This window comes from Bacillus sp. EB V-12 (assembly GCF_056158125.1).
In genome coordinates, this window is record NZ_JBUXJL010000001.1 from 371,634 (window position 1) to 391,026 (window position 19,393).

General features: G+C 36.2%; 19 protein-coding genes and 1 tRNA gene. 14 read left to right on the forward strand and 6 right to left on the reverse strand.

Annotated elements, in window-relative coordinates:
* Positions 1-54 precede the first annotated feature (54 nt).
* The 4 genes from rpoD to ACZDYH_RS01950 all read left to right on the forward strand — a co-directional run bounded on the left by rpoD (position 55) and on the right by ACZDYH_RS01950 (position 3,916).
* Complete coding sequence (gene rpoD / locus ACZDYH_RS01935) at positions 55-1,182, forward strand: RNA polymerase sigma factor RpoD (protein ID WP_000764065.1); 1,128 nt, start codon at positions 55-57, stop codon at positions 1,180-1,182.
* 386 nt (positions 1,183-1,568) lie between these two features.
* A complete protein-coding gene (gene cccA, locus ACZDYH_RS01940; protein ID WP_000828141.1) occupies positions 1,569-1,925 on the forward strand; it encodes a cytochrome c550 in 357 nt (118 codons plus the stop codon).
* Positions 1,926-2,090: 165 nt separating this feature from the next.
* On the forward strand, positions 2,091-2,798 hold the full coding sequence (locus ACZDYH_RS01945; protein ID WP_001006542.1) for a tRNA (adenine(22)-N(1))-methyltransferase: 708 nt from the start codon (positions 2,091-2,093) through the stop codon (positions 2,796-2,798).
* Positions 2,795-3,916, forward strand: a complete 1,122-nt coding sequence (locus ACZDYH_RS01950) for a Nif3-like dinuclear metal center hexameric protein (RefSeq protein ID WP_139848820.1) — start codon at positions 2,795-2,797, stop codon at positions 3,914-3,916. The genes ACZDYH_RS01945 and ACZDYH_RS01950 overlap by 4 nt, the downstream gene beginning before the upstream one ends.
* Positions 3,917-3,956: 40 nt before the next feature.
* On the opposite strand, the gene ACZDYH_RS01955 is transcribed toward ACZDYH_RS01950, so the two are convergent.
* Positions 3,957-4,907 carry a 4-hydroxy-3-methylbut-2-enyl diphosphate reductase gene (locus tag ACZDYH_RS01955; protein ID WP_000706662.1) on the reverse strand — a complete coding sequence of 317 codons (951 nt, stop codon included), beginning with the start codon at positions 4,905-4,907 and terminating at the stop codon, positions 3,957-3,959.
* 89 nt (positions 4,908-4,996) lie between these two features.
* A complete protein-coding gene (locus ACZDYH_RS01960) occupies positions 4,997-5,731 on the reverse strand; it encodes a YqfQ family protein (protein ID WP_049107964.1) in 735 nt (244 codons plus the stop codon).
* Positions 5,732-5,912: 181 nt separating this feature from the next.
* Here ACZDYH_RS01960 and ACZDYH_RS01965 point away from each other — a divergent pair, with 181 nt between their 5' ends.
* Positions 5,913-7,223, forward strand: a complete 1,311-nt coding sequence (locus ACZDYH_RS01965) for a DEAD/DEAH box helicase (protein WP_000194017.1) — start codon at positions 5,913-5,915, stop codon at positions 7,221-7,223.
* Between the two features lie 168 nt (positions 7,224-7,391).
* Positions 7,392-8,288 (forward strand): deoxyribonuclease IV, encoded by an 897-nt coding sequence (locus ACZDYH_RS01970; RefSeq protein ID WP_000912460.1) that lies wholly within the window; start codon positions 7,392-7,394, stop codon positions 8,286-8,288.
* Between the two features lie 19 nt (positions 8,289-8,307).
* Here ACZDYH_RS01970 and ACZDYH_RS01975 read toward each other — a convergent pair whose 3' ends face one another.
* Positions 8,308-8,562, reverse strand: coding sequence for a DUF2624 domain-containing protein (locus tag ACZDYH_RS01975; RefSeq protein ID WP_001048954.1), 255 nt, complete (start codon positions 8,560-8,562; stop codon positions 8,308-8,310).
* Positions 8,563-8,710: 148 nt separating this feature from the next.
* On the opposite strand from ACZDYH_RS01975, the gene ACZDYH_RS01980 reads away from it, so the two are divergent.
* The 4 genes from ACZDYH_RS01980 to ACZDYH_RS01995 all read left to right on the forward strand — a co-directional run bounded on the left by ACZDYH_RS01980 (position 8,711) and on the right by ACZDYH_RS01995 (position 11,800).
* Positions 8,711-9,589: a YitT family protein gene (locus ACZDYH_RS01980; protein ID WP_000435963.1), complete on the forward strand. Its 879-nt coding sequence runs from the start codon at positions 8,711-8,713 to the stop codon at positions 9,587-9,589.
* 180 nt (positions 9,590-9,769) lie between these two features.
* Positions 9,770-10,540 (forward strand): metal ABC transporter ATP-binding protein, encoded by a 771-nt coding sequence (locus ACZDYH_RS01985; protein WP_001059662.1) that lies wholly within the window; start codon positions 9,770-9,772, stop codon positions 10,538-10,540.
* Positions 10,540-11,373, forward strand: a complete 834-nt coding sequence (locus tag ACZDYH_RS01990) for a metal ABC transporter permease (RefSeq protein ID WP_000613815.1) — start codon at positions 10,540-10,542, stop codon at positions 11,371-11,373. Before ACZDYH_RS01985 ends, ACZDYH_RS01990 begins: the two co-directional genes overlap by 1 nt.
* 13 nt (positions 11,374-11,386) lie before the next feature.
* Entirely contained in the window at positions 11,387-11,800 is a 414-nt protein-coding gene (locus tag ACZDYH_RS01995) for a Fur family transcriptional regulator (protein WP_001054516.1), read from the forward strand.
* Between the two features lie 79 nt (positions 11,801-11,879).
* Here the strand turns inward: ACZDYH_RS01995 and ispG are convergent, their stop codons facing one another.
* The 3 genes from ispG to yqgB all read right to left on the reverse strand — a co-directional run bounded on the left by ispG (position 11,880) and on the right by yqgB (position 14,357).
* Positions 11,880-12,995, reverse strand: a complete 1,116-nt coding sequence (gene ispG, locus ACZDYH_RS02000) for a flavodoxin-dependent (E)-4-hydroxy-3-methylbut-2-enyl-diphosphate synthase (RefSeq protein WP_440022411.1) — start codon at positions 12,993-12,995, stop codon at positions 11,880-11,882.
* Between the two features lie 164 nt (positions 12,996-13,159).
* Positions 13,160-13,525 carry a protein YqfZ gene (gene yqfZ / locus ACZDYH_RS02005; RefSeq protein ID WP_000825414.1) on the reverse strand — a complete coding sequence of 122 codons (366 nt, stop codon included), beginning with the start codon at positions 13,523-13,525 and terminating at the stop codon, positions 13,160-13,162.
* Positions 13,526-13,598: 73 nt separating this feature from the next.
* Positions 13,599-14,357 (reverse strand): protein YqgB, encoded by a 759-nt coding sequence (yqgB, locus tag ACZDYH_RS02010; RefSeq protein WP_139848821.1) that lies wholly within the window; start codon positions 14,355-14,357, stop codon positions 13,599-13,601.
* A gap of 241 nt (positions 14,358-14,598) precedes the next feature.
* Between yqgB and ACZDYH_RS02015 the strand changes: the two genes are divergently transcribed.
* The 4 genes from ACZDYH_RS02015 to ACZDYH_RS02030 all read left to right on the forward strand — a co-directional run bounded on the left by ACZDYH_RS02015 (position 14,599) and on the right by ACZDYH_RS02030 (position 19,138).
* Positions 14,599-14,672: transfer RNA gene (locus tag ACZDYH_RS02015), tRNA-Ile, on the forward strand.
* Positions 14,673-14,893: 221 nt separating this feature from the next.
* Positions 14,894-15,505 (forward strand): superoxide dismutase [Mn], encoded by a 612-nt coding sequence (gene sodA, locus ACZDYH_RS02020; protein ID WP_088314527.1) that lies wholly within the window; start codon positions 14,894-14,896, stop codon positions 15,503-15,505.
* 116 nt (positions 15,506-15,621) lie between these two features.
* Positions 15,622-16,899 (forward strand): MFS transporter, encoded by a 1,278-nt coding sequence (locus ACZDYH_RS02025; protein WP_000871384.1) that lies wholly within the window; start codon positions 15,622-15,624, stop codon positions 16,897-16,899.
* A gap of 109 nt (positions 16,900-17,008) precedes the next feature.
* Entirely contained in the window at positions 17,009-19,138 is a 2,130-nt protein-coding gene (locus tag ACZDYH_RS02030; protein ID WP_474885585.1) for a peptidoglycan D,D-transpeptidase FtsI family protein, read from the forward strand.
* The last annotated feature ends 255 nt before the right edge of the window (positions 19,139-19,393 follow it).

A 19,393-nucleotide genomic window follows, 5' to 3' on the forward strand; every position in this document is an offset into this window, starting at 1 on the left:
TTGATAAAGTTTTAGTATAATGAATGTTTGTATCTCGCGTAAGGAGGGGAACAGATGGCTGACAAACCAGCTCGTTCTAAACAAATTGAAACTGAAATGACCCTTGAGCAAGTGAAAGAACAACTCACTGAGCTCGGAAAAAAACGTGGCGTTCTTACATATGAAGAGATTGCAGAACGCATGAATGGATTTGAAATTGAATCCGATCAAATGGATGAATACTATGAATATTTGGGTGAACAAGGCATTGACTTAGTTGGTGATAATGACAACGAAGAAGGCCCTAATAATCGCCAAATTTCAAAAACAGAAGAAGAGTTTGACCTCAATGATTTAAGTGTACCACCAGGGGTTAAAATCAACGATCCTGTTCGTATGTATTTAAAAGAAATTGGTCGTGTAGACTTACTATCTGCAGAAGAAGAAATTCGACTTGCAACGCGTATTGAAGAAGGCGATGAAGAAGCGAAACGTCGTCTTGCAGAAGCAAACTTACGTCTTGTAGTAAGTATTGCAAAGCGCTATGTAGGCCGTGGTATGCTTTTCTTAGACTTAATTCAAGAAGGTAATATGGGTCTAATTAAAGCTGTTGAAAAGTTCGATTATCGTAAAGGTTTCAAATTTAGTACGTATGCAACTTGGTGGATTCGCCAAGCTATTACACGTGCCATTGCAGACCAAGCGCGAACAATTCGTATTCCAGTTCATATGGTTGAAACGATTAACAAGTTAATTCGTGTACAACGCCAATTATTACAAGATTTAGGTCGTGAACCGTCTCCTGAAGAGATTGGTGAAGAAATGGATCTTGCTCCAGAAAAAGTACGTGAAATCTTAAAAATTGCACAGGAGCCAGTTTCTCTTGAAACACCAATTGGTGAAGAAGATGACTCCCATTTAGGTGACTTTATTGAAGACCAAGAAGCAACATCGCCTGCGGACCATGCAGCCTATGAATTGCTAAAAGAACAATTAGAAGATGTGTTAGATACGCTAACAGATCGTGAAGAAAATGTTCTACGTCTTCGTTTCGGTTTAGATGATGGACGAACTCGTACGCTTGAAGAAGTTGGGAAAGTATTCGGCGTAACGAGAGAGCGTATCCGTCAAATTGAAGCAAAAGCACTTCGCAAATTAAGACATCCAAGCCGTAGTAAGCGTCTTAAGGATTTCTTAGAATAGGTTATTTTTTAAGTTTACTTCACCATTGTGAAGTAAACTTTTTTATTTTGTTAATTTTTGTTAAAATTTAGCTATCGGCAACGATTACAATTTCTTGTAATTTATTTTACAGAATTGTCTTTTGATTTGCAAATGCTCATTTTTCGATTTTTCGATTAATTTTGTTTATTCTATACAAAAATATATGTAGAAAAGCGAAAAATATGATGAGAAACGTTAATAATTATCGAAATAATAAGCGATATGACAATAAAAAACAATAAACTGAATTTATGGAATATTTTTAACAAGTGGTAGTTTACTCTTTTCTGATAGAGCGTTTTCAAGTACAATGGAAATGACTGAATCATCTAACTATTTAGGGATATAGAAGGGGGAGAAGAGATATGAAACGTAATCCGCTGATTCCGTTCGCTCTTATTGCAGCATTGGGTATTATCGTTATGTTTGTATTTTCATTTCAGGGGCTAAATAAATCTAAAGAGTTAGCTGATGCAAAAAATGGCGGGAAGCCAGCACAAACGGCATCAAAACCAGAAGATATTGTGAAGCAAAGTTGTACGAGCTGCCATGGTGATCAGTTACAAGGGGCAGTTGGACCTAACTTGCAAAAAATTGGTGGGAAACTTTCAAAGGATGAAATTAAAGAAATTCTTTCGAAAGGAAAAGGCAATATGCCTGCCAATATAGTTCCAGCTGATCAAGCCGCTAAAGTAGCTGATTGGTTATCGAAGAAAAAATAAAGTTCCGTATGACAAGCCTTTTGCTTATGCAAAGGGCTTGTTTTTCTATATTTTCTAAAATACGATGAATGATAGAGCAGTGAATTGTTGTTATGGGCTTGCAACAACTACTATAAATTCATTATCATGGAGACAGACTGACAAGAGAAGGAGTAATGGAAATACATGAATGAAGTAAAGCTTTCAAAACGATTAGAAGAAGTTGTACGTGAAATACCAGTAGGATCTACAGTCGCTGATATTGGATCGGATCATGCGTATTTACCGTGTTATACAATTATAAATAATATTGCTACAAAAGCAGTTGCAGGAGAGGTCGTAGATGGACCATTTCGCTCTGCGCAAGCAACTGTAGCTGAAAGTGGTTTACAAGATAAAGTAGATGTGCGTAAAGGGAATGGATTAGCTGTTATCGCACCAGGAGAAGTAGATGTAATTACGGTTGCCGGAATGGGCGGAGCGTTAATTCGTGACATTTTAGAAAGTGGTAAAGAAAAATTAGAAGGTGTAACACGTTTAATTTTACAGCCTAATATTGCAGCGCATCATATTCGTGAATGGTTTATTGAGAATGGTTGGGAGCTTATCCATGAAAAAATCGTAAAAGAAGATGGGAAAATTTACGAAATTTTAGTAGGGGAGCGAGGAAATGTTGCAGCGCCTTACTCTGAAAATAAACAAGCTGAATTGTTTATGGGACCATTTTTAATAACAGAAAAAAGTGAAGCCTTCGTTGAAAAATGGGAAGGAGAATTAAAAAACTTCCAAAATATTTTAAAACAGTTAGAACGTGCAGCTGATTCTGAAGAAACAAAAGCGAAGCGTGGGGAAGTAGAAGCGAAAATGAAAATGATAGGGGAGGTTTTATCATGAGTAAAATTCCAAATGGCCATGAAATTATTTCTTTATTTGAAAGTATGTATCCGAAGCATTTGGCGATGGAAGGAGATAAGATTGGCCTGCAGATTGGAGCGCTTAATAAACCCGTGCGGCACGTATTGATTGCGTTAGATGTAACGGAAGAAGTTGTGGATGAAGCAATTCAATTAGGGGCAAATGTCATTATTGCTCATCATCCTTTAATTTTTAACCCGTTAAAAGCGATTCATACAGATAAGGCGTATGGGAAAATTATTGAAAAGTGTATTAAAAATGATATTGCAATCTATGCAGCGCATACAAATGTGGATGTTGCTAAGGGCGGGGTAAATGATTTACTTGCTGAGGCGTTAGGATTGCAAAATACAGAAGTTTTGGCACCGACATATGCAGAAGAAATGAAAAAAGTTGTTGTGTTTGTGCCAGTCACTCATGCAGAAGAAGTAAGGAATGCATTAGGAGACGCAGGTGCTGGTCATATCGGCAATTATAGCCACTGTACGTTTAGTAGCGAGGGTACAGGCGCATTTGTACCTCAAGAGGGGACAAATCCTTATATCGGGGAAACTGGACAGTTAGAACGTGTAGAAGAAGTGCGAATCGAAACGATTATTCCAGCTTCATTACAGCGGAAAGTGATTAAAGCAATGGTAACGGCGCACCCTTATGAAGAAGTAGCATACGATGTGTATCCGCTTGATAATAAAGGTGAAACGTTAGGCCTAGGAAAAATAGGATACTTACAAGAAGAAATGACGCTTGGTCAATTTGCAGAACATGTGAAACAATCATTAGACGTGAAGGGCGCAAGAGTTGTCGGTAAGTTAGACGATAAAGTGCGTAAAGTAGCTGTACTTGGTGGAGATGGTAATAAATATATAAACCAAGCGAAATTTAAAGGAGCAGATGTATATGTAACTGGTGACATGTACTATCATGTTGCTCATGATGCGATGATGCTCGGTTTAAATATAGTTGACCCAGGACATAATGTTGAAAAAGTAATGAAACAAGGTGTACAAAAGCAATTACAAGAAAAAGTGGATGGAAAGAAACTCAATGTACACATTCATGCTTCGCAGTTACATACAGATCCATTTATATTTGTATAAGAAAAATAAAAACCGTTGCTCATGCAAGCAACGGTTTTTATTATTGTTCTTTTTTCACTTTCACGCGAGGTAATATTTTTTGTAACGGTACTTTTCGAACTCTTTCCCATGTAGCGGGATTCATTGGGTTATATTGCTCTAAGAAAGCGATAACTTCTTTCGTAATTGGCGTTGGAGTAGAAGCACCTGCTGTAACAGCTACGTTTTCTACACCTTGTAGCCACTCTAATTGAATTTCGCTTACATCAGCAACTCGATATGCTTTTGTACCCGCGATTTCTTGTGATACTTGTGCTAAGCGATTTGAATTGTTACTTTTCGGATCACCAACAACAATTGTTAAGTCTGCAACATCAGCTTGTTTAGCGACAGCTTCTTGGCGAACTTGAGTTGCTAAACAAATTTCTTTATGGAATTCTGCTGTTGGGAATTTTTTTTGAATGTCCTCCATTAAATGTTGAACATCCCATTGACTCATCGTTGTTTGATTTGTTACTAAAATTTTATCTGTTGGGATTTCTAATGTTTTTAAATCATCGGCTCTTTCGATAAGGTGAACGATGTCAGGTGCAATACCAACTGCGCCTTCTGGCTCTGGATGATTTTTTTTACCGATATAAATGACATGATACCCTTCCGCTTTCTTAGCTTCGATAAGGTCATGCGTCTTGGTAACATCTGGGCAAGTAGCATCGATTGTTGTTAAACCTTTTTCTTTTGCGCGTTGTTTAACTTCTGGAGAAACACCGTGTGCAGTGAAAATAACAGTACCAGAATCAATTTTATCTAAAATTTCTAAGCGACTTGGACCGTCTAATGTGATGATTCCATCTTCTTCAAAAGCGTCTGTAACATGTTTATTGTGAACAATCATACCTAAAATATAAATGGGTCTCGGCAATGATTTATCTAATGCGGCGTTACGTGCAATTACCATTGCATCGACAACACCGTAGCAATAACCACGAGGGGAAATTTTAACAATTTTCATATGAGTAATCCTCTCCTTCTAAACAAGGGATACTTTTGTGCATAGTCTTTTACATTATAAAGGAGGAGTGGATAGAAAACAAAGGATTGTTACACATATAGTTTTGGTTTTGTTGCTGTTTGTTGAACTGGTTCTTTCGGTAACTCTTTTTCTATTACAGGTTCAATCACTATTTTCTTTCGTTTTCGTTTCTTTTTTTGAGGTGCAGGAGGCGGACTTTCTACCTCAACTGGCTCTGTTACATTTTCCGTTTGATTTTCTTCCGTGCTTTTTCCAGAGGTGAGGATTTTAACAATGCTTGGTAGACTACGCATAATAGGACCATACTGTTCGACGACAGGACCTACAGATTGAACGACTTGGGATACTTTTTCGATGTTATTTATCATATTAGTTGGATTCGAAATTAAGTTCGAAAAAAAACTGCCGATGCCACTGCTTGCTGTTGCCGCAGTTGTAGTTGCGCCGCCGCGCGTTTCATTTGATTCATACATTTGAGGCGGTATCATTTGCTCAGGATGTTGCTGCATGTATGGTTGATATTGTGGATGTTGCTGCGGATATTGTTGCTGGTATTGCTGCGGATATTGCTGATGATATTGCGGCGGTGGTGGTTGCTGATGCATCATTGGTTGCCCTTCCATTTGTCGGTAAGGTGGAACCATTTGCATAAACGGCTCGGTTGGATCGTGTTTTTTAAAAAGCTTAGCAAGAAAACCTTTCTTTTTTTGTGCCATTGGTGGTAGTTGTGGAATTGGATATGGTGTATAAGGTTGCTGCCCTGGATTCGGATACATTTGCCTTGTAGGGGATTTCGGAAACATGTGAGAAATCCTCCTTTCTTCAGTTAGGTATATACACATACAATATGCAATAAAAGGGAAGAAGGTTAGTTTTTGAAGTGAAAACCTAAACTAAAGATGGATTTTACTTGTAGATTTCGATATAATGTAGACTTGACTGATTTGTGCGCGCAGTAGAAATTTTAGAAAGAAGGTGTAACTTATGACACAACAAACTTTTACACAGTATGATTTTAAACCATTTTTAATAGATGCAGTTCGTGAACTACGCTTTACAGAGCCGACAGGAATTCAGCAGAAAATTTTCCCAGTCGTGAAAAAAGGTGTAAGTGTAATTGGACAATCCCAAACAGGTTCTGGGAAAACACATGCATACTTACTTCCTACATTAAACAGAATTAATGCAAGTCGTGAAGAAGTACAACTTGTTATTACAGCGCCTACTCGTGAGTTAGCACAACAAATTTACGAAGAAATCGTGAAATTAACAAAGTTTTGTGCGGAAGACCAAATGATTACAGCACGTTGTTTAATTGGTGGAACTGATAAACAACGTTCAATTGAGAAATTGAAAAAACAACCTCATATCGTAGTTGGGACACCAGGACGTATTAAAGACTTAGTTGAAGAACAAGCATTATTTGTTCATAAAGCAAATACGATTATTGTCGATGAAGCAGACTTAATGCTTGATATGGGATTCATTCATGATGTAGACAAAATTGCAGCACGCATGCCTAAAAACTTGCAAATGTTAGTTTTCTCTGCAACAATTCCTCAAAAACTAAAACCGTTTCTGAAGAAATATATGGAGAATCCAGAGCATATTCATATCAATCCAAAACAAGTTGCAGCTGGAAACATTGAACACTATTTAGTGCCTTCTAAACATCGTAATAAAATTGATTTAGTGCATAAAATGCTACTTCAATTTAAACCGTATTTAGCAGTTGTTTTCACGAATACGAAAAAGATGGCAGACCAAGTTGCTGATGGATTAATGGAACGTGGCTTAAAAGTTGGACGAATTCACGGGGATTTATCACCACGTGATCGTAAAAAAATGATGAAACAAATTCGTGACCTTGAATTCCAATATATTGTTGCGACTGATTTAGCAGCACGTGGTATTGATATTGAAGGGATTAGCCATGTTATTAACTATGAGCTACCATCAGATTTAGATTTCTTCGTTCACCGCGTTGGAAGAACAGCACGTGCGGGGCATTCTGGTATTGCAGTGACGATTTATGATCCAGCAAACGAAGAAGCGTTAGATAGCTTAGAAAAACAACGTCATATCGAGTTTAAACATGTAGATTTACGTGGAGATGAGTGGGCAGATTTAGGTGAGCGTCGTCGTCGTAAGAGCCGTAAAAAACCAAATGACGAACTTGATGTTATGGCAACGAAAGTTATTAAAAAACCGAAAAAAGTAAAACCAAACTATAAACGTAAACTTGCAACAGAACGTGACAAAGTGAAGAGAAAATATAGCAATAAAAAAAGATAAGGGGTTTCCCTTATCTTTTTTTAATCCCGCTAATTTAAATGAAGAGTATAGTCTGTCTAAATAGTCATATGAATTTGTGTAGTGCGTCTTTTGTGAACAAACAATTCACTACATATTTCTACAAATTATGCTATCATTATATCTATTGTATATTGAAGAGGTGATTGTATGTTAAAGATTGGATCTCATGTTTCCATGAGTGGTAAGAAAATGTTATTAGCAGCAAGTGAAGAGGCTGTTTCATACGGTGCAACAACGTTTATGATTTATACAGGTGCACCGCAAAATACACGAAGAAAACCAATTGAAGAATTGAACATAGAAGCAGGAAGAAAACATATGGAGCTGAACGGAATTGAGGAAATTATCGTCCATGCGCCGTATATTATTAATGTTGGGAATACGACGAAGCCAGAAACATTCCAATTAGGCGTAGACTTTCTTCGCATGGAAATTGAAAGAACATCGGCATTAGGTGTAGCGAAACAAATTGTTCTTCACCCAGGAGCGCACGTTGGTGCTGGAGCAGATGCTGGTATTCAACAAATTATTAAAGGGCTTAATGAAGTATTAACGCCAGAACAGACGGTTAACATTGCGTTAGAGACGATGGCAGGAAAAGGAACAGAATGCGGTCGTAGCTTTGAAGAAATTGCAAAGATTATTGATGGTGTAAAATATAATGAAAAGCTATCTGTATGCTTTGATACGTGTCATACGCACGATGCAGGATATGATATTGTAAATGACTTTGACGGCGTATTAAACGAATTTGATAAGATCGTTGGTATAGATCGTTTACAAGTACTTCATATTAATGATAGTAAAAATGTACGCGGAGCAGGAAAAGACCGTCATGAAAACATTGGATTTGGTCACATTGGGTATAAAGCATTGCATCACATTGTACATCATCCACAGTTAATGCATGTACCAAAAATTCTTGAAACACCGTATGTAGGGGAAGATAAAAAAGATAAGAAGCCACCATACAAATTGGAAATCGAAATGCTGAAAAACGGCACTTTTGATGAAGGGCTTCTTGAAAAAATTAAAGCGCAATAAGGAGGGGGAAATCCCCTCCTTATTTTAGTAGTTGCTGAAATAATGTATTTACTTGTTGGGCAGTGGCAGGGGAAGTTACTTTTGCGATTTGTTTTAAAAGCTCTAGTCGCTCGTTGTTATCGTAAATATTAATATTTTTACCCTTCATAAGTAAAACGATTTGATCAGCTTGTGCGGCTGTAATGGGAACTTCATATTCTTTGCTATATTTTAATAGCTCTTTTGTAGAAATATGATTTAATTTTTTATTAACAATTTGTTTAATGAGGTTCATCTTATTATCCTCCTTCACGCGTTCTTCTATCGAAATATATGAGCATATAGCTTGTACATATTCGTGTGGAGTTTCTTTTTCATGAGGAAAAGAAGCGTATGTTATAATATAAGGACAAAACTACAGAAAAAGAGTAAAGGGAGGACTTATGGAGCAAAAGCAACATCGAAAAGAAAGTGTTATTCATCTCATTTATCGTTTAGTTATGATTATTTTTGGAGCAGCATGCGCGGCGGTAGCAATTGAACTATTTTTAATGCCAAATAAAATTATTGATGGTGGAATTATTGGTATTTCTCTTATATTAGATTATCTTACTCCTAACATTTGGTGGTTAAGTTTTTCTACTTTAGTCGTTGTTCTCAATATCCCATTTATGTATTCCGGTTATAAGCAAATTGGAAAAACATTTATGTTATCTTCGACATTTGGTATTGTAGCGTTAGCTTTCATTGAGTCAACGTTACATGCGGTACCACCATTTACAACAGAACCTATTTTAGCGACAGTGTTTGGTGGTCTTATTTTAGGTCTTGGTGTAGGACTTGTAATTCGTCATGGTGGATCGCTAGATGGAACTGAAATTATGGGGATTTTATTAACGAAGAAATTACCATTCTCTGTTGGTGAATTCGTAATGTTTGTGAACTTATTTATTTTTGCATGGGCAGCATTTGTGTTTGGTGTGGAACAAGCGATGTATTCTGTTATGACGTACTATATCGCATTTAAAACGATCGATACAGTAATTCAAGGGCTAGATGAAACGAAGGCGGTTTTAATTGTATCTGATCAATATGAGGAAGTATCAAACGCGATTTTGCATCGTCTTGGCCGTGGAACTACAAAGCTTGTAGCGAAAGGTGGTTACACGGATAAAGAAAAAGAAGTTATTTATGCAGTTGTAACGCGTCTAGAAGTGACGAAGTTAAAATCAATTGTGCATGAAATTGATGAAAATGCATTTGTTACGATTATGAGCACGCAAGAGACAAATGGTGGTAAGTTTAAATCGGCTATTCACTAAAAAGTTTATAGGAATATTTTTCGGAAGCAGAGAATTTTTCTCTGCTTTTTGTTATAATAGTAAGGTTTCTTGAAAAAATAGATATATTTTAGGCAGATTGGTTTACAACTATAATAAGCTGTACTATAATTCAAATAGATATAAATCGGAATCATTCTGAATTAAAATAGGTGAGATGCTATGAATAATATATTAGAAATTGAAGGTTTAACATTCCGATATGAAGATCGGAATGTGTTAGAAAATATTAATTTGCAAGTTCCGAAGGGAGCTTTTTTAGGTTTAGTGGGACCGAATGGTTCAGGTAAATCAACTTTACTTAAGTGTTTATTAGGTGTTTTAAAGCCAAAAGAAGGAAGCATTCGCGTGTTTGGCGTTGATAGTAAGAAGTTTAAGGAATGGAACAAAGTTGGTTATGTATCCCAAAAGGCAAATAGTTTCAATTCTGGTTTTCCAGCAACTGTTTCTGAAGTTGTGTCAATGGGACTTGTTTCGAAAAAAGGGCTTTTTCGCTTTTTCACAAAAGAGGATAAGAAAAAGGTAGAAAAAGCAATTGCTGATGTAGGGATGAGTGAGTTTCAAGGTCGTAACATTGGAGAGCTTTCTGGTGGACAGCAACAGCGTGTATTTATTGCTCGTGCGCTCGTTAGTGATCCTGAATTGCTTATTTTGGACGAGCCTACTGTTGGAATCGATGTGAAAAATGTGGAAAGTTTTTACGAAATATTAGAGGATTTAAACAAAAGGCTCGGGATCACATTAATTCTTGTTACTCATGATATGGGAGCTGTTACTGAAAAAGTAACACATGTTGCATGCCTAAACCAACATCTACATTTCCATGGAAATGTAGAGAAGTTCCGAGAGTTAGAAGATGCAGAAATGTCCGTCTTATATGGACATCATGTTCATCGTTTAGAACACGAACATGAGCATCACGGGAGGATATAATGATACAAGATTTTTTACAATATGACTTTTTACGTAATTCTTTATACGCTGGTATTTTAATTGGACTTGTTGCACCGCTAATTGGTGTGTTTGTTGTTATTCGTCGTTTATCTCTTATTGCGGATGCATTAAGTCACGTGACGTTATCGGGTATTGCAGCAAGTTTATTACTTGAAAAAACCATTTTTACAGGTGGATTTTTAAACCCCTTATATATGGGGATGATTTTCTCGATTGGTGGAGCGCTACTAATCGAAAAGTTACGAACTGTATATAAGCACTATCAAGAATTAGCAATTCCAATTATCCTTTCGGCAGGGATGGGGGTTGGAGTTATTTTCATTTCACTTGCAAATGGATTTAACACAGACTTATTTAGTTATTTATTTGGTAGTGTCAGTGCTGTAACAAGTACAGATTTAATTATTATTGGGATTGTAGCAATTGTTGTTGTTGCGACAATTATTTTATTATATAAAGAGCTGTTTCTATTATCATTTGATGAGGAATACGCAGTATCAACTGGTTTAAGAGCGAAATGGATTCACTTTATTTTCATTATATTAGTTGCTCTTGTCATTGCAGTATCAATGCGTGTAGTGGGGGTTCTTCTGGTATCATCATTAATGACGTTACCAGTTGCAGCAAGTATTCGTATTGCTAAAGGATTTAAACAAACAATTTTCTTTTCCATTTTATTTGGTGAAATTGCAGTAATTGGTGGAATGTTTGCTTCGTATCAACTTGATCTAGCGCCAGGTGGTACAATTGTTATGATAGCAGTTCTTATTTTAATCGGTGCGATTTTATGGAAGAAGAAAAAAACTGCATAAAGTAGGGATAGGTATGAATCTAACAGAAGCTTTACGCCTAATGAAAGAAAAAGGATACAAACATACTGGAAAAAGAGAAGAGATGCTCAGATTATTTGCAGCACATAATCGTTATTTAACTGCGAAAGACGTTTTAGAGCATATGAAGGACGATTATCCAGGGCTTAGTTTTGATACGATTTATCGTAACTTAACAGTTTTTGCTGAGATTGGTGTTTTAGAACAAACGGAATTAAATGGTGAAAAACATTTTCGTTTTACTTGTTCTATTATGGAACATCATCATCATTTTATTTGTTTGGATTGTGGGGGAACGAAAGAGATTACTTCCTGCCCAATGGATTTTATGAATAAAGATTTTACCGGTTATGAAGTAACGGGTCATAAGTTTGAAATATATGGTCGTTGTCCAAAATGTGCAAAGTAAAAGCTCGTCGGTTATATAACTGACGAGCTTTTTTACGTAGAAAAGAAGGTTGCTCACAAATATTGTGGCAACCTTCTTTTTATTGTTCTTGTGTCTCTTTTTCTTTTTCTTTTTCTTTTTCTCGTTCAGCAGCCATTTCAGCAGCAATTACGTCGATTTCTTTTTTCAGTTCTTCTACCATTATTTCTTCTGGCACTTTACGAACGACTTGCCCTTTACGGAATAATAATCCCTCTCCACGTGCACCGGCAATACCGATATCAGCTTCACGAGCTTCACCAGGGCCATTTACAGCGCAACCAAGTACTGCAACTTTAATTGGTACTTGAAGTGTAGAGATGTATTCTTCCACTTCGTTAGCAATGCTAATTAAATCGATTTCAATACGACCACAAGTTGGACAAGAGATAAGTGTTGCTGCATTAGACGCAAGACCGAATGATTTTAATAATTCGCGAGCAACTTTTACCTCTTCAACTGGATCAGCACTTAATGAAATACGTAGTGTATTTCCGATGCCTTTATTTAAGATTGCTCCAAGACCAGCAGCACTTTTTACAGTTCCGGCAAACAATGTTCCAGATTCTGTAATACCTAAATGTAATGGATAATCAAAAGCACGAGCAGCTTTCTCGTATGCTTCGATTGCTAAGTTAACATCAGAGGCTTTCATAGATACGATAATATCGTGGAAATCTAAGTCCTCTAAAATTTTAATATGATGTAGCGCGCTCTCAACCATACCATCTGCAGTTGGGTACCCGTACTTTTCTAAAATGTGTCGCTCTAATGAACCAGCGTTTACACCGATACGGATTGGAATACCGCGCTCTTTTGCTGCATTTACAACAGCTTCTACTTTATGGCGACGACCAATATTACCTGGATTGATACGTACTTTATCGATGCCACCTTCAATTGCTTTTAAAGCAAGGCGATAATCAAAATGAATATCAGCAACAAGTGGAATGTTGATTTGTTTTTTTATATCAGCAATAGCATCTGCTGCGCGTTCATCTGGAACGGCAACGCGGACGACTTGACAGCCGGCTTCTTCTAAACGCTTGATTTCAGCAACTGTTGCTTCAACATCATGTGTTTTTGTTGTTGTCATACTTTGTATAATTAATTCATTATTACCGCCGATTGTTAAATTACCGACTTTAACTGGACGTGTTTTTGTACGATGAGTCATTTCATTCACGAATAGATCGCTCTCCTTATAAAAGAAGTTTCTTATTTAGTCCCTCATATCAATGATAGTATACGTGATATAGGGCTATAGAAACCGAAGTACTCGGTTTCACTTTTACTATTGTATCAGCGCCTTTATGTAATTGACAAGGATTAAGTGATAGCTTATTGATATAACGGGAATTTATAAGACTTTCCAATTTGTATTTTTGTAGCAGAGGTACTTTTGTTTAATTGTTTAAAGTCGTCAATGACTTTTTCTATGGAAGGAATTTTTTTCTTGTTAATTTGTTCTGTAATAGAAAGAACTGTCTCACCAGTTTTTACTTCAATTGTTTTATAAGATACATCCGTTTCTTTTTCTGTTTTGTTCGCTTTATTTTGTTGACTGTCTGTGTTTTCTTTTTTAATTGTTTGAGCAGCAGTTGTTTTTTTATATGAACTTAACATCGGTAAAGTACCGATTTTTATATCGTAATAAAATATATAACCGAGAACAAGCACGAATAGGAATATACCTAATCTCTTCATATTCTTCACTCCTTTGCTAGGAATATATGCTTGTCCAAAAAAAAAATGCCTATTTAGGCATTTTTTTTCGTTCTTATTTTTCTTTCGGTTTTGGAACTTCTTTAATTGTTAAGTACAGAACAATTAAAACAACTGCGATATAGATGAATGTTGATCCAGGTACGACAATCTTGCATGCATCCATAATCATAAAGAAGATTGTTGGAATTGTGTAGCTGTATGCAGTTAGTGTCCAAACTTGTTTATAGGATAGTTTACGTTGACCGCTCATAGCAGAACCGATGAACGCAAGTAAAGTCACGCCTACAAAAGTTATGAATAATTGGAATAGGTACACTAAGAATCCAATAACAAATAATAAAATTGGATAAATATTATCGAATAAAGAAATGAATTCTTGTAGATCTTTTTTCTCAAGAGATGCACCTAACAAATCGTTATAAGAATACGTTTGTGTTTGACCATTTCCCATAGAGACTACTTTATCTTTTAAAACAAATAAACCTGTTTTATTTTGATATTTTTCTAGGTCTGTTGAATTTGGATCAAATACGAAAAGTGTATTTCCTTCTTCTTTTTCAATAGGTTGATCAATATCGGCTTTTAGTTCGCCATTTTCGATTTTAAAATCAGGTAAATCTTTATCGATGACTTGATTTACCATGCCAACACCATCCTGGATAAAACTACCGTACAAAAAAGTTCTTGGAATAGTAGTAATTAAGCAAAGTAGCATAATATACAAAATGGTTTTACCGATTTTTTGAAAACGGAATAGCGCCATATCTTTAGGCGAGTATATGCTTTTTATGAATTGGGTAAATATGGACATAGATTCACTTCCTTTATGTATGTATAAAATCATTGTAACGTAGGAATCTAGAGAATCTCAAGATATATTATATTTACATATAGTGGAGATAACTAAATTTCTTTTATTAACTTTCTTCTTTTAAATAAGAAAAATACAATTGACACTTTTCTTTTCTATATGGTAAATTTATCTTACATTTCTTAAAGAGCATATCCGATAGGAATTCCTTTATTTGATATGTTGTTACATACATAATTGTGGACCCTTAGCTCAGCTGGTTAGAGCAGACGGCTCATAACCGTCCGGTCGTAGGTTCGAGTCCTACAGGGTCCATATCCATTTCGCATGTTTATTATGTTAGCAGGAAGCTTCCTTGTAGAAGGAAGCTTTTTTTACGGAATATATGAGCATTTTAATTGAAAAGAAGTGGGAATTTTGCTACTTTAATGATAGCAAGACAATGTGATTTATTTGTTTGCACCCTATGGCAATTAGGGTAGAATGAAGTTGTATGTCACTTAAGTGGCAATACATAAACTGGGAGGAATATAACAATGGCAAAACACGAATTACCAAATTTACCTTATGCGTATGATGCTTTAGAGCCTCACTTTGACAAAGAAACAATGAACATCCATCATACAAAACATCACAACACGTACATTACAAACTTAAACGTTGCTTTAGAAGGTCATGCAGAATTAGCTGACAAAAGCGTAGAAGAATTAGTTGCAAACTTAAACGAAGTACCAGAAGCAATCCGTACAGCAGTACGTAACAATGGTGGCGGACATGCTAACCATACATTCTTCTGGACAATCCTATCTCCAAACGGCGGAGGACAACCTGTAGGTGAACTTGCAACTGCAATTGAAGCAAAATTCGGTAGCTTCGATGCATTCAAAGAAGAATTCGCAAAAGCTGGCGCAACTCGCTTCGGTTCTGGTTGGGCTTGGTTAGTAGTAAACAATGGTGAGTTAGAAGTAACAAGCACTCCAAACCAAGATTCTCCTTTAACTGAAGGTAAAACTCCAGTTATCGGTTTAGATGTTTGGGAGCATGCTTACTACTTAAACTACCAAAACCGTCGTCCAGACTACATCGGCGCATTCTGGAACGTTGTAGATTGGAACGCTGCTGAAAAACGTTACCAAGAAGCAAAATAATCGTAATAAATATAGAAAAAGCTAGGGGAGAGCTCCTAGCTTTTTTCTATGCTTTCCTTTTACATAATTGGGCTTGTCTTTGGAAGACTAGAACATGAAGTAAAGGAGAGTTGTGTATGAAATGGAAACATATAATTGGTGACGTTGAAGTGAATCGGGATTTAGTGTTATTACTCCTTATAGGAGGTTTATACACGCTCGCAATTTCTTTATCGAATACGTTTGTAAATATTTATTTATGGAAACAAACACAAAATTATGTGAATCTTGGCTTGTATAATTTAGCCAGCGTGGTATTACAGCCTCTCACATTTCTTGTAGGGGGAAAATTAGCGAAACGTATCGATCGCTCGATTTTATTACGAATAGGAGTAGGGACGCTCGCAATTTTTTTTATTGTTGTCTTAGTAGCAGGGAAAAGTGCTTCTCAGTATATTTTATTAATGGGGGCTCTTTTAGGAGTAGGATACGGTTTTTACTGGTTGGCTTTTAACTTATTGACATTTGAAATTACAGAACCAGAAACAAGAGATTTCTTTAATGGGTTTCTTGGACTTCTTACATCCTTCTCTGGAATGATTGGACCAATAGCAGCAGGATACACAATTTCACGTATGGAGAAATGGAGTGGCTATACTGTTATATTCTTTCTTTCATTAGTTCTATTTGCAATTGCTGTCGTCTTAAGCTTCTTTTTATCTAAAAGAGAATGTGAAGGGCGTTATGAAATCGTGCAAGTATTGAAAGAACGACGGATTGATAAAAATTGGGGAAAGATTACACGAGCTCATTTTTTCCAAGGATTGAGAGAAGGAACATTTATTTTTGTCATTTCAGTATATGTTTATTTAGCAACTAATAGTGAGTTTGCATTAGGGAAATACAGTTTAGTGAACTCTGCTGTATCCTTTGTATGTTATTACTTAGTTGCTCGTATGTTAAAGAAGGAGTGGCGAAAAAAAGCAATTTTACTTGGAGGCATTATTTTATATGCTGTCGTCTTTTTAGTTATTTTCAATGTTACATACACGAAATTACTTATTTATGCGGCATGTATTGCAATTGCATATCCTATTTTACTTGTTCCGTACGGATCAATGACATATGACGTAATTGGTAGAGCGAAAAATGCGAGAGAATGGCGTGTGGAATATGTCGTTGTTCGGGAGCTGTGGTTAAACGCCGGAAGAATCTGTTCCATTTTAAGTTTTTTATGTGCTGTACTATTCTTTCCACCTGAAAAAAGTTTACCTTACTTATTATGTATTTTAGGTGCTGGACATTTTCTTATTTATTTTGCAGTTAAAAATGTCAAATATGATGAGGGAAATGCGAGTAAAGCAAGTGTTGTAACGCAAGGGAACGCGCAAAACCAAACTGAACCAGAAGGTTAACTTCTCGTTTGTTTTATGCTAGAATAGAAAAAGATGTAAGACAGCAGTGAGGACACCTGTATGAAGGTGTCCCTTTCACATTACATAGCTGTTGGTAGAGGGGGTTTGTATGAGCAAGAAGCAGAAGCAAAATAAGAAAAAGACCCACGTTCCTTTTCGGTTAAACGTGCTGTTTTTCTGCGTGTTTTTAATGTTCTCCGCTGTTATTGTAAGGCTCGGATATGTACAAATTGTTCGCGGTGAAGAATATAAGAATGAAGTGGAGAAGAAAGAAAACTCAACGATAAGTAATCCTGTACCGCGTGGGAAAATATTTGACCGTTATGGGCGACCTGTAGTAGATAATGCAGCCATTCGTACTATTACATTTACAAAAATGAAAGGATCAACTGCAGAAGATCGCTTAGAAACAGCGAAAAAGCTAGCAGATTTGATTGAAGTACCGACAGATAAATTAACGGATCGCGATAAAAAAGATTATTGGCTTGCTATGCATAAAGAGGAAGCTAAAGAAAAAATTACGAATAAAGATCGTCAAGAGTTTAAAGATAAAAAAATTGATGATAAAGAATTAGACGAGCGCCAGCGAAGTCGTGTAACAGAAGAAGAGATTAATCAATTATCCGCAAAAGATCTAGAAATACTAGCGATTAAGAGTAAGATGGATGGCGGATATGCAATGACACCTCAAGTTCTTAAGAAAAATGCAACAGATGAAGAATATGCGATTATTAGTGAAAATTTAGCGCAATTACCGGGAGTAGATACAAGTGTTGATTGGGAACGAAAATATGCATATGATGGTGATTTGTTCCGAAGTGTACTTGGTGGTGTAACAACTTCTGACGAAGGTTTACCGAGAGAAAGACTAGATTACTATCTTGTTCGTGATTATAACCGAAATGACCGAGTAGGGAAAAGTTATCTTGAACAACAGTATGAAGATAGTCTGCACGGTACGAAAGCAGAAGTTAGAAATGTTACAGATAAAAACGGTAATATTTTAGAAACGATTAATGTATCAAAAGGACAAAGCGGTAATGACTTGAACTTAACAATTGATATGGAATTACAAAAGCGCGTGGAAGATATTCTTGCGAAGAATTTAATGAGGTTTAAAGGAAGCGAACCTCTTTTAGATCGCGCATTCGTTGTAATGATGAACCCAAAAAATGGTGAAGTTTTATCTATGGCGGGGAAACAATTAGTTAACGAAGATGGCCAAACGAAAGTAAATGACTTTGCATTAGGTACCATGACAAGTTCTTATCCGATGGGATCAACTGTAAAAGGTGCAACAGTACTTACTGGATATCAAACTGGTGCGATTCAACCAGGGGCAGTACAATTGGATGAACCAATTAAATTAAAAGGTACACCTACGAAGTCGTCTTGGAAAACGATGGGATACATTAATGACCTAACAGCTTTAAAAATGTCTTCTAACGTTTATATGTTTAAAACAGCGATGAATATCGCCGGTGTTCAGTATGTGAGAGGTGGTACGTTAGATATACCTCAAAAAGCATTTGATACGATGCGTTATTATTTCGGACAGTTTGGACTTGGTGTAAAAACAGGAATTGATTTACCGAATGAATCTGCTGGTCAGATGGGTATAAGTAGTCAACCAGGTTTCTTACTAGATTTATCAATTGGACAGTATGATACGTATACACCACTTCAATTAGCGCAATATATTTCGACGATTGCCAATGGCGGATATCGTATGCAACCACAAGTTGTAAAAGAAATTCGTCAACCGGCAGTGAAACCGGATGAAGTTGGGAAAGTTGTTCAATCTATGGAACCGAAAGTATTAAATCGTGTTGATATGCCAGAATCGCAAATTAAACGTGTTCAAGAAGGATTTAGACAAGTTTATAATGATTCAGGTGGTACAGCTACAAAATACTTTACAGGTGCAAAATATAAAGCGGCAGGGAAGACAGGTACCGCGCAAACTGTGTATGGCGGAGATAAAGAGATTGGTAGAAAGGCAAACGGTGAACGTGTGGAAACATATAACTTAACATTAGTAGGTTATGCGCCACTTGAAGATCCAGAAGTAGCATTCTCTGTTGTCGTTCCGTGGGTACATGATGATAAGACTGGTATTAATGGATATATTGGTCGTGAAATTATGGACGCTTACTTTGATTTGAAAAACAAAGAAGTAAATGGTGAAGCTCCAAAAGATGATAAAGACAATAAAAATAAAGAGCAAGATGATGAATAAAAAAGTTGTAAAAAAGCACACTATCTGAAAAGATAGTGTGCTTTTTTTTATGGTTTATGCATATCGTGTAATAAATGTGGACAAGTATACAACATTGAAAAAAACGCGGCCGTATAAATGATACTTGTATATGGTAGGATAGGGGATAAATATTTTATAGGGAAATCATCAGAGGAAATGAATAGCTACTACTGAATTAAAATTGTACCGTATGTTGATTTATGTGGAACTTTACAAAACTTTTACAAACAATTA

Coding starts and splice junctions, on each gene's coding strand:
- yqgB (WP_139848821.1), bottom strand. CDS start 14,357: ATGTCCATATTTACCCAATTCATAAAAAGCATATACTCGCCTAAAGAT.
- ispG (WP_440022411.1), bottom strand. CDS start 12,995: ATGACTCATCGTACAAAAACACGTCCAGTTAAAGTCGGTAATTTAACA.
- cccA (WP_000828141.1), top strand. CDS start 1,569: ATGAAACGTAATCCGCTGATTCCGTTCGCTCTTATTGCAGCATTGGGT.
- ACZDYH_RS01985 (WP_001059662.1), top strand. CDS start 9,770: ATGAATAATATATTAGAAATTGAAGGTTTAACATTCCGATATGAAGAT.
- ACZDYH_RS01975 (WP_001048954.1), bottom strand. CDS start 8,562: ATGAACCTCATTAAACAAATTGTTAATAAAAAATTAAATCATATTTCT.
- ACZDYH_RS01970 (WP_000912460.1), top strand. CDS start 7,392: ATGTTAAAGATTGGATCTCATGTTTCCATGAGTGGTAAGAAAATGTTA.
- ACZDYH_RS01965 (WP_000194017.1), top strand. CDS start 5,913: ATGACACAACAAACTTTTACACAGTATGATTTTAAACCATTTTTAATA.
- ACZDYH_RS02030 (WP_474885585.1), top strand. CDS start 17,009: ATGAGCAAGAAGCAGAAGCAAAATAAGAAAAAGACCCACGTTCCTTTT.
- ACZDYH_RS01995 (WP_001054516.1), top strand. CDS start 11,387: ATGAATCTAACAGAAGCTTTACGCCTAATGAAAGAAAAAGGATACAAA.
- ACZDYH_RS01990 (WP_000613815.1), top strand. CDS start 10,540: ATGATACAAGATTTTTTACAATATGACTTTTTACGTAATTCTTTATAC.
- yqfZ (WP_000825414.1), bottom strand. CDS start 13,525: ATGAAGAGATTAGGTATATTCCTATTCGTGCTTGTTCTCGGTTATATA.
- ACZDYH_RS02025 (WP_000871384.1), top strand. CDS start 15,622: ATGAAATGGAAACATATAATTGGTGACGTTGAAGTGAATCGGGATTTA.
- sodA (WP_088314527.1), top strand. CDS start 14,894: ATGGCAAAACACGAATTACCAAATTTACCTTATGCGTATGATGCTTTA.
- ACZDYH_RS01950 (WP_139848820.1), top strand. CDS start 2,795: ATGAGTAAAATTCCAAATGGCCATGAAATTATTTCTTTATTTGAAAGT.
- ACZDYH_RS01960 (WP_049107964.1), bottom strand. CDS start 5,731: ATGTTTCCGAAATCCCCTACAAGGCAAATGTATCCGAATCCAGGGCAG.
- ACZDYH_RS01945 (WP_001006542.1), top strand. CDS start 2,091: ATGAATGAAGTAAAGCTTTCAAAACGATTAGAAGAAGTTGTACGTGAA.
- rpoD (WP_000764065.1), top strand. CDS start 55: ATGGCTGACAAACCAGCTCGTTCTAAACAAATTGAAACTGAAATGACC.
- ACZDYH_RS01955 (WP_000706662.1), bottom strand. CDS start 4,907: ATGAAAATTGTTAAAATTTCCCCTCGTGGTTATTGCTACGGTGTTGTC.
- ACZDYH_RS01980 (WP_000435963.1), top strand. CDS start 8,711: ATGGAGCAAAAGCAACATCGAAAAGAAAGTGTTATTCATCTCATTTAT.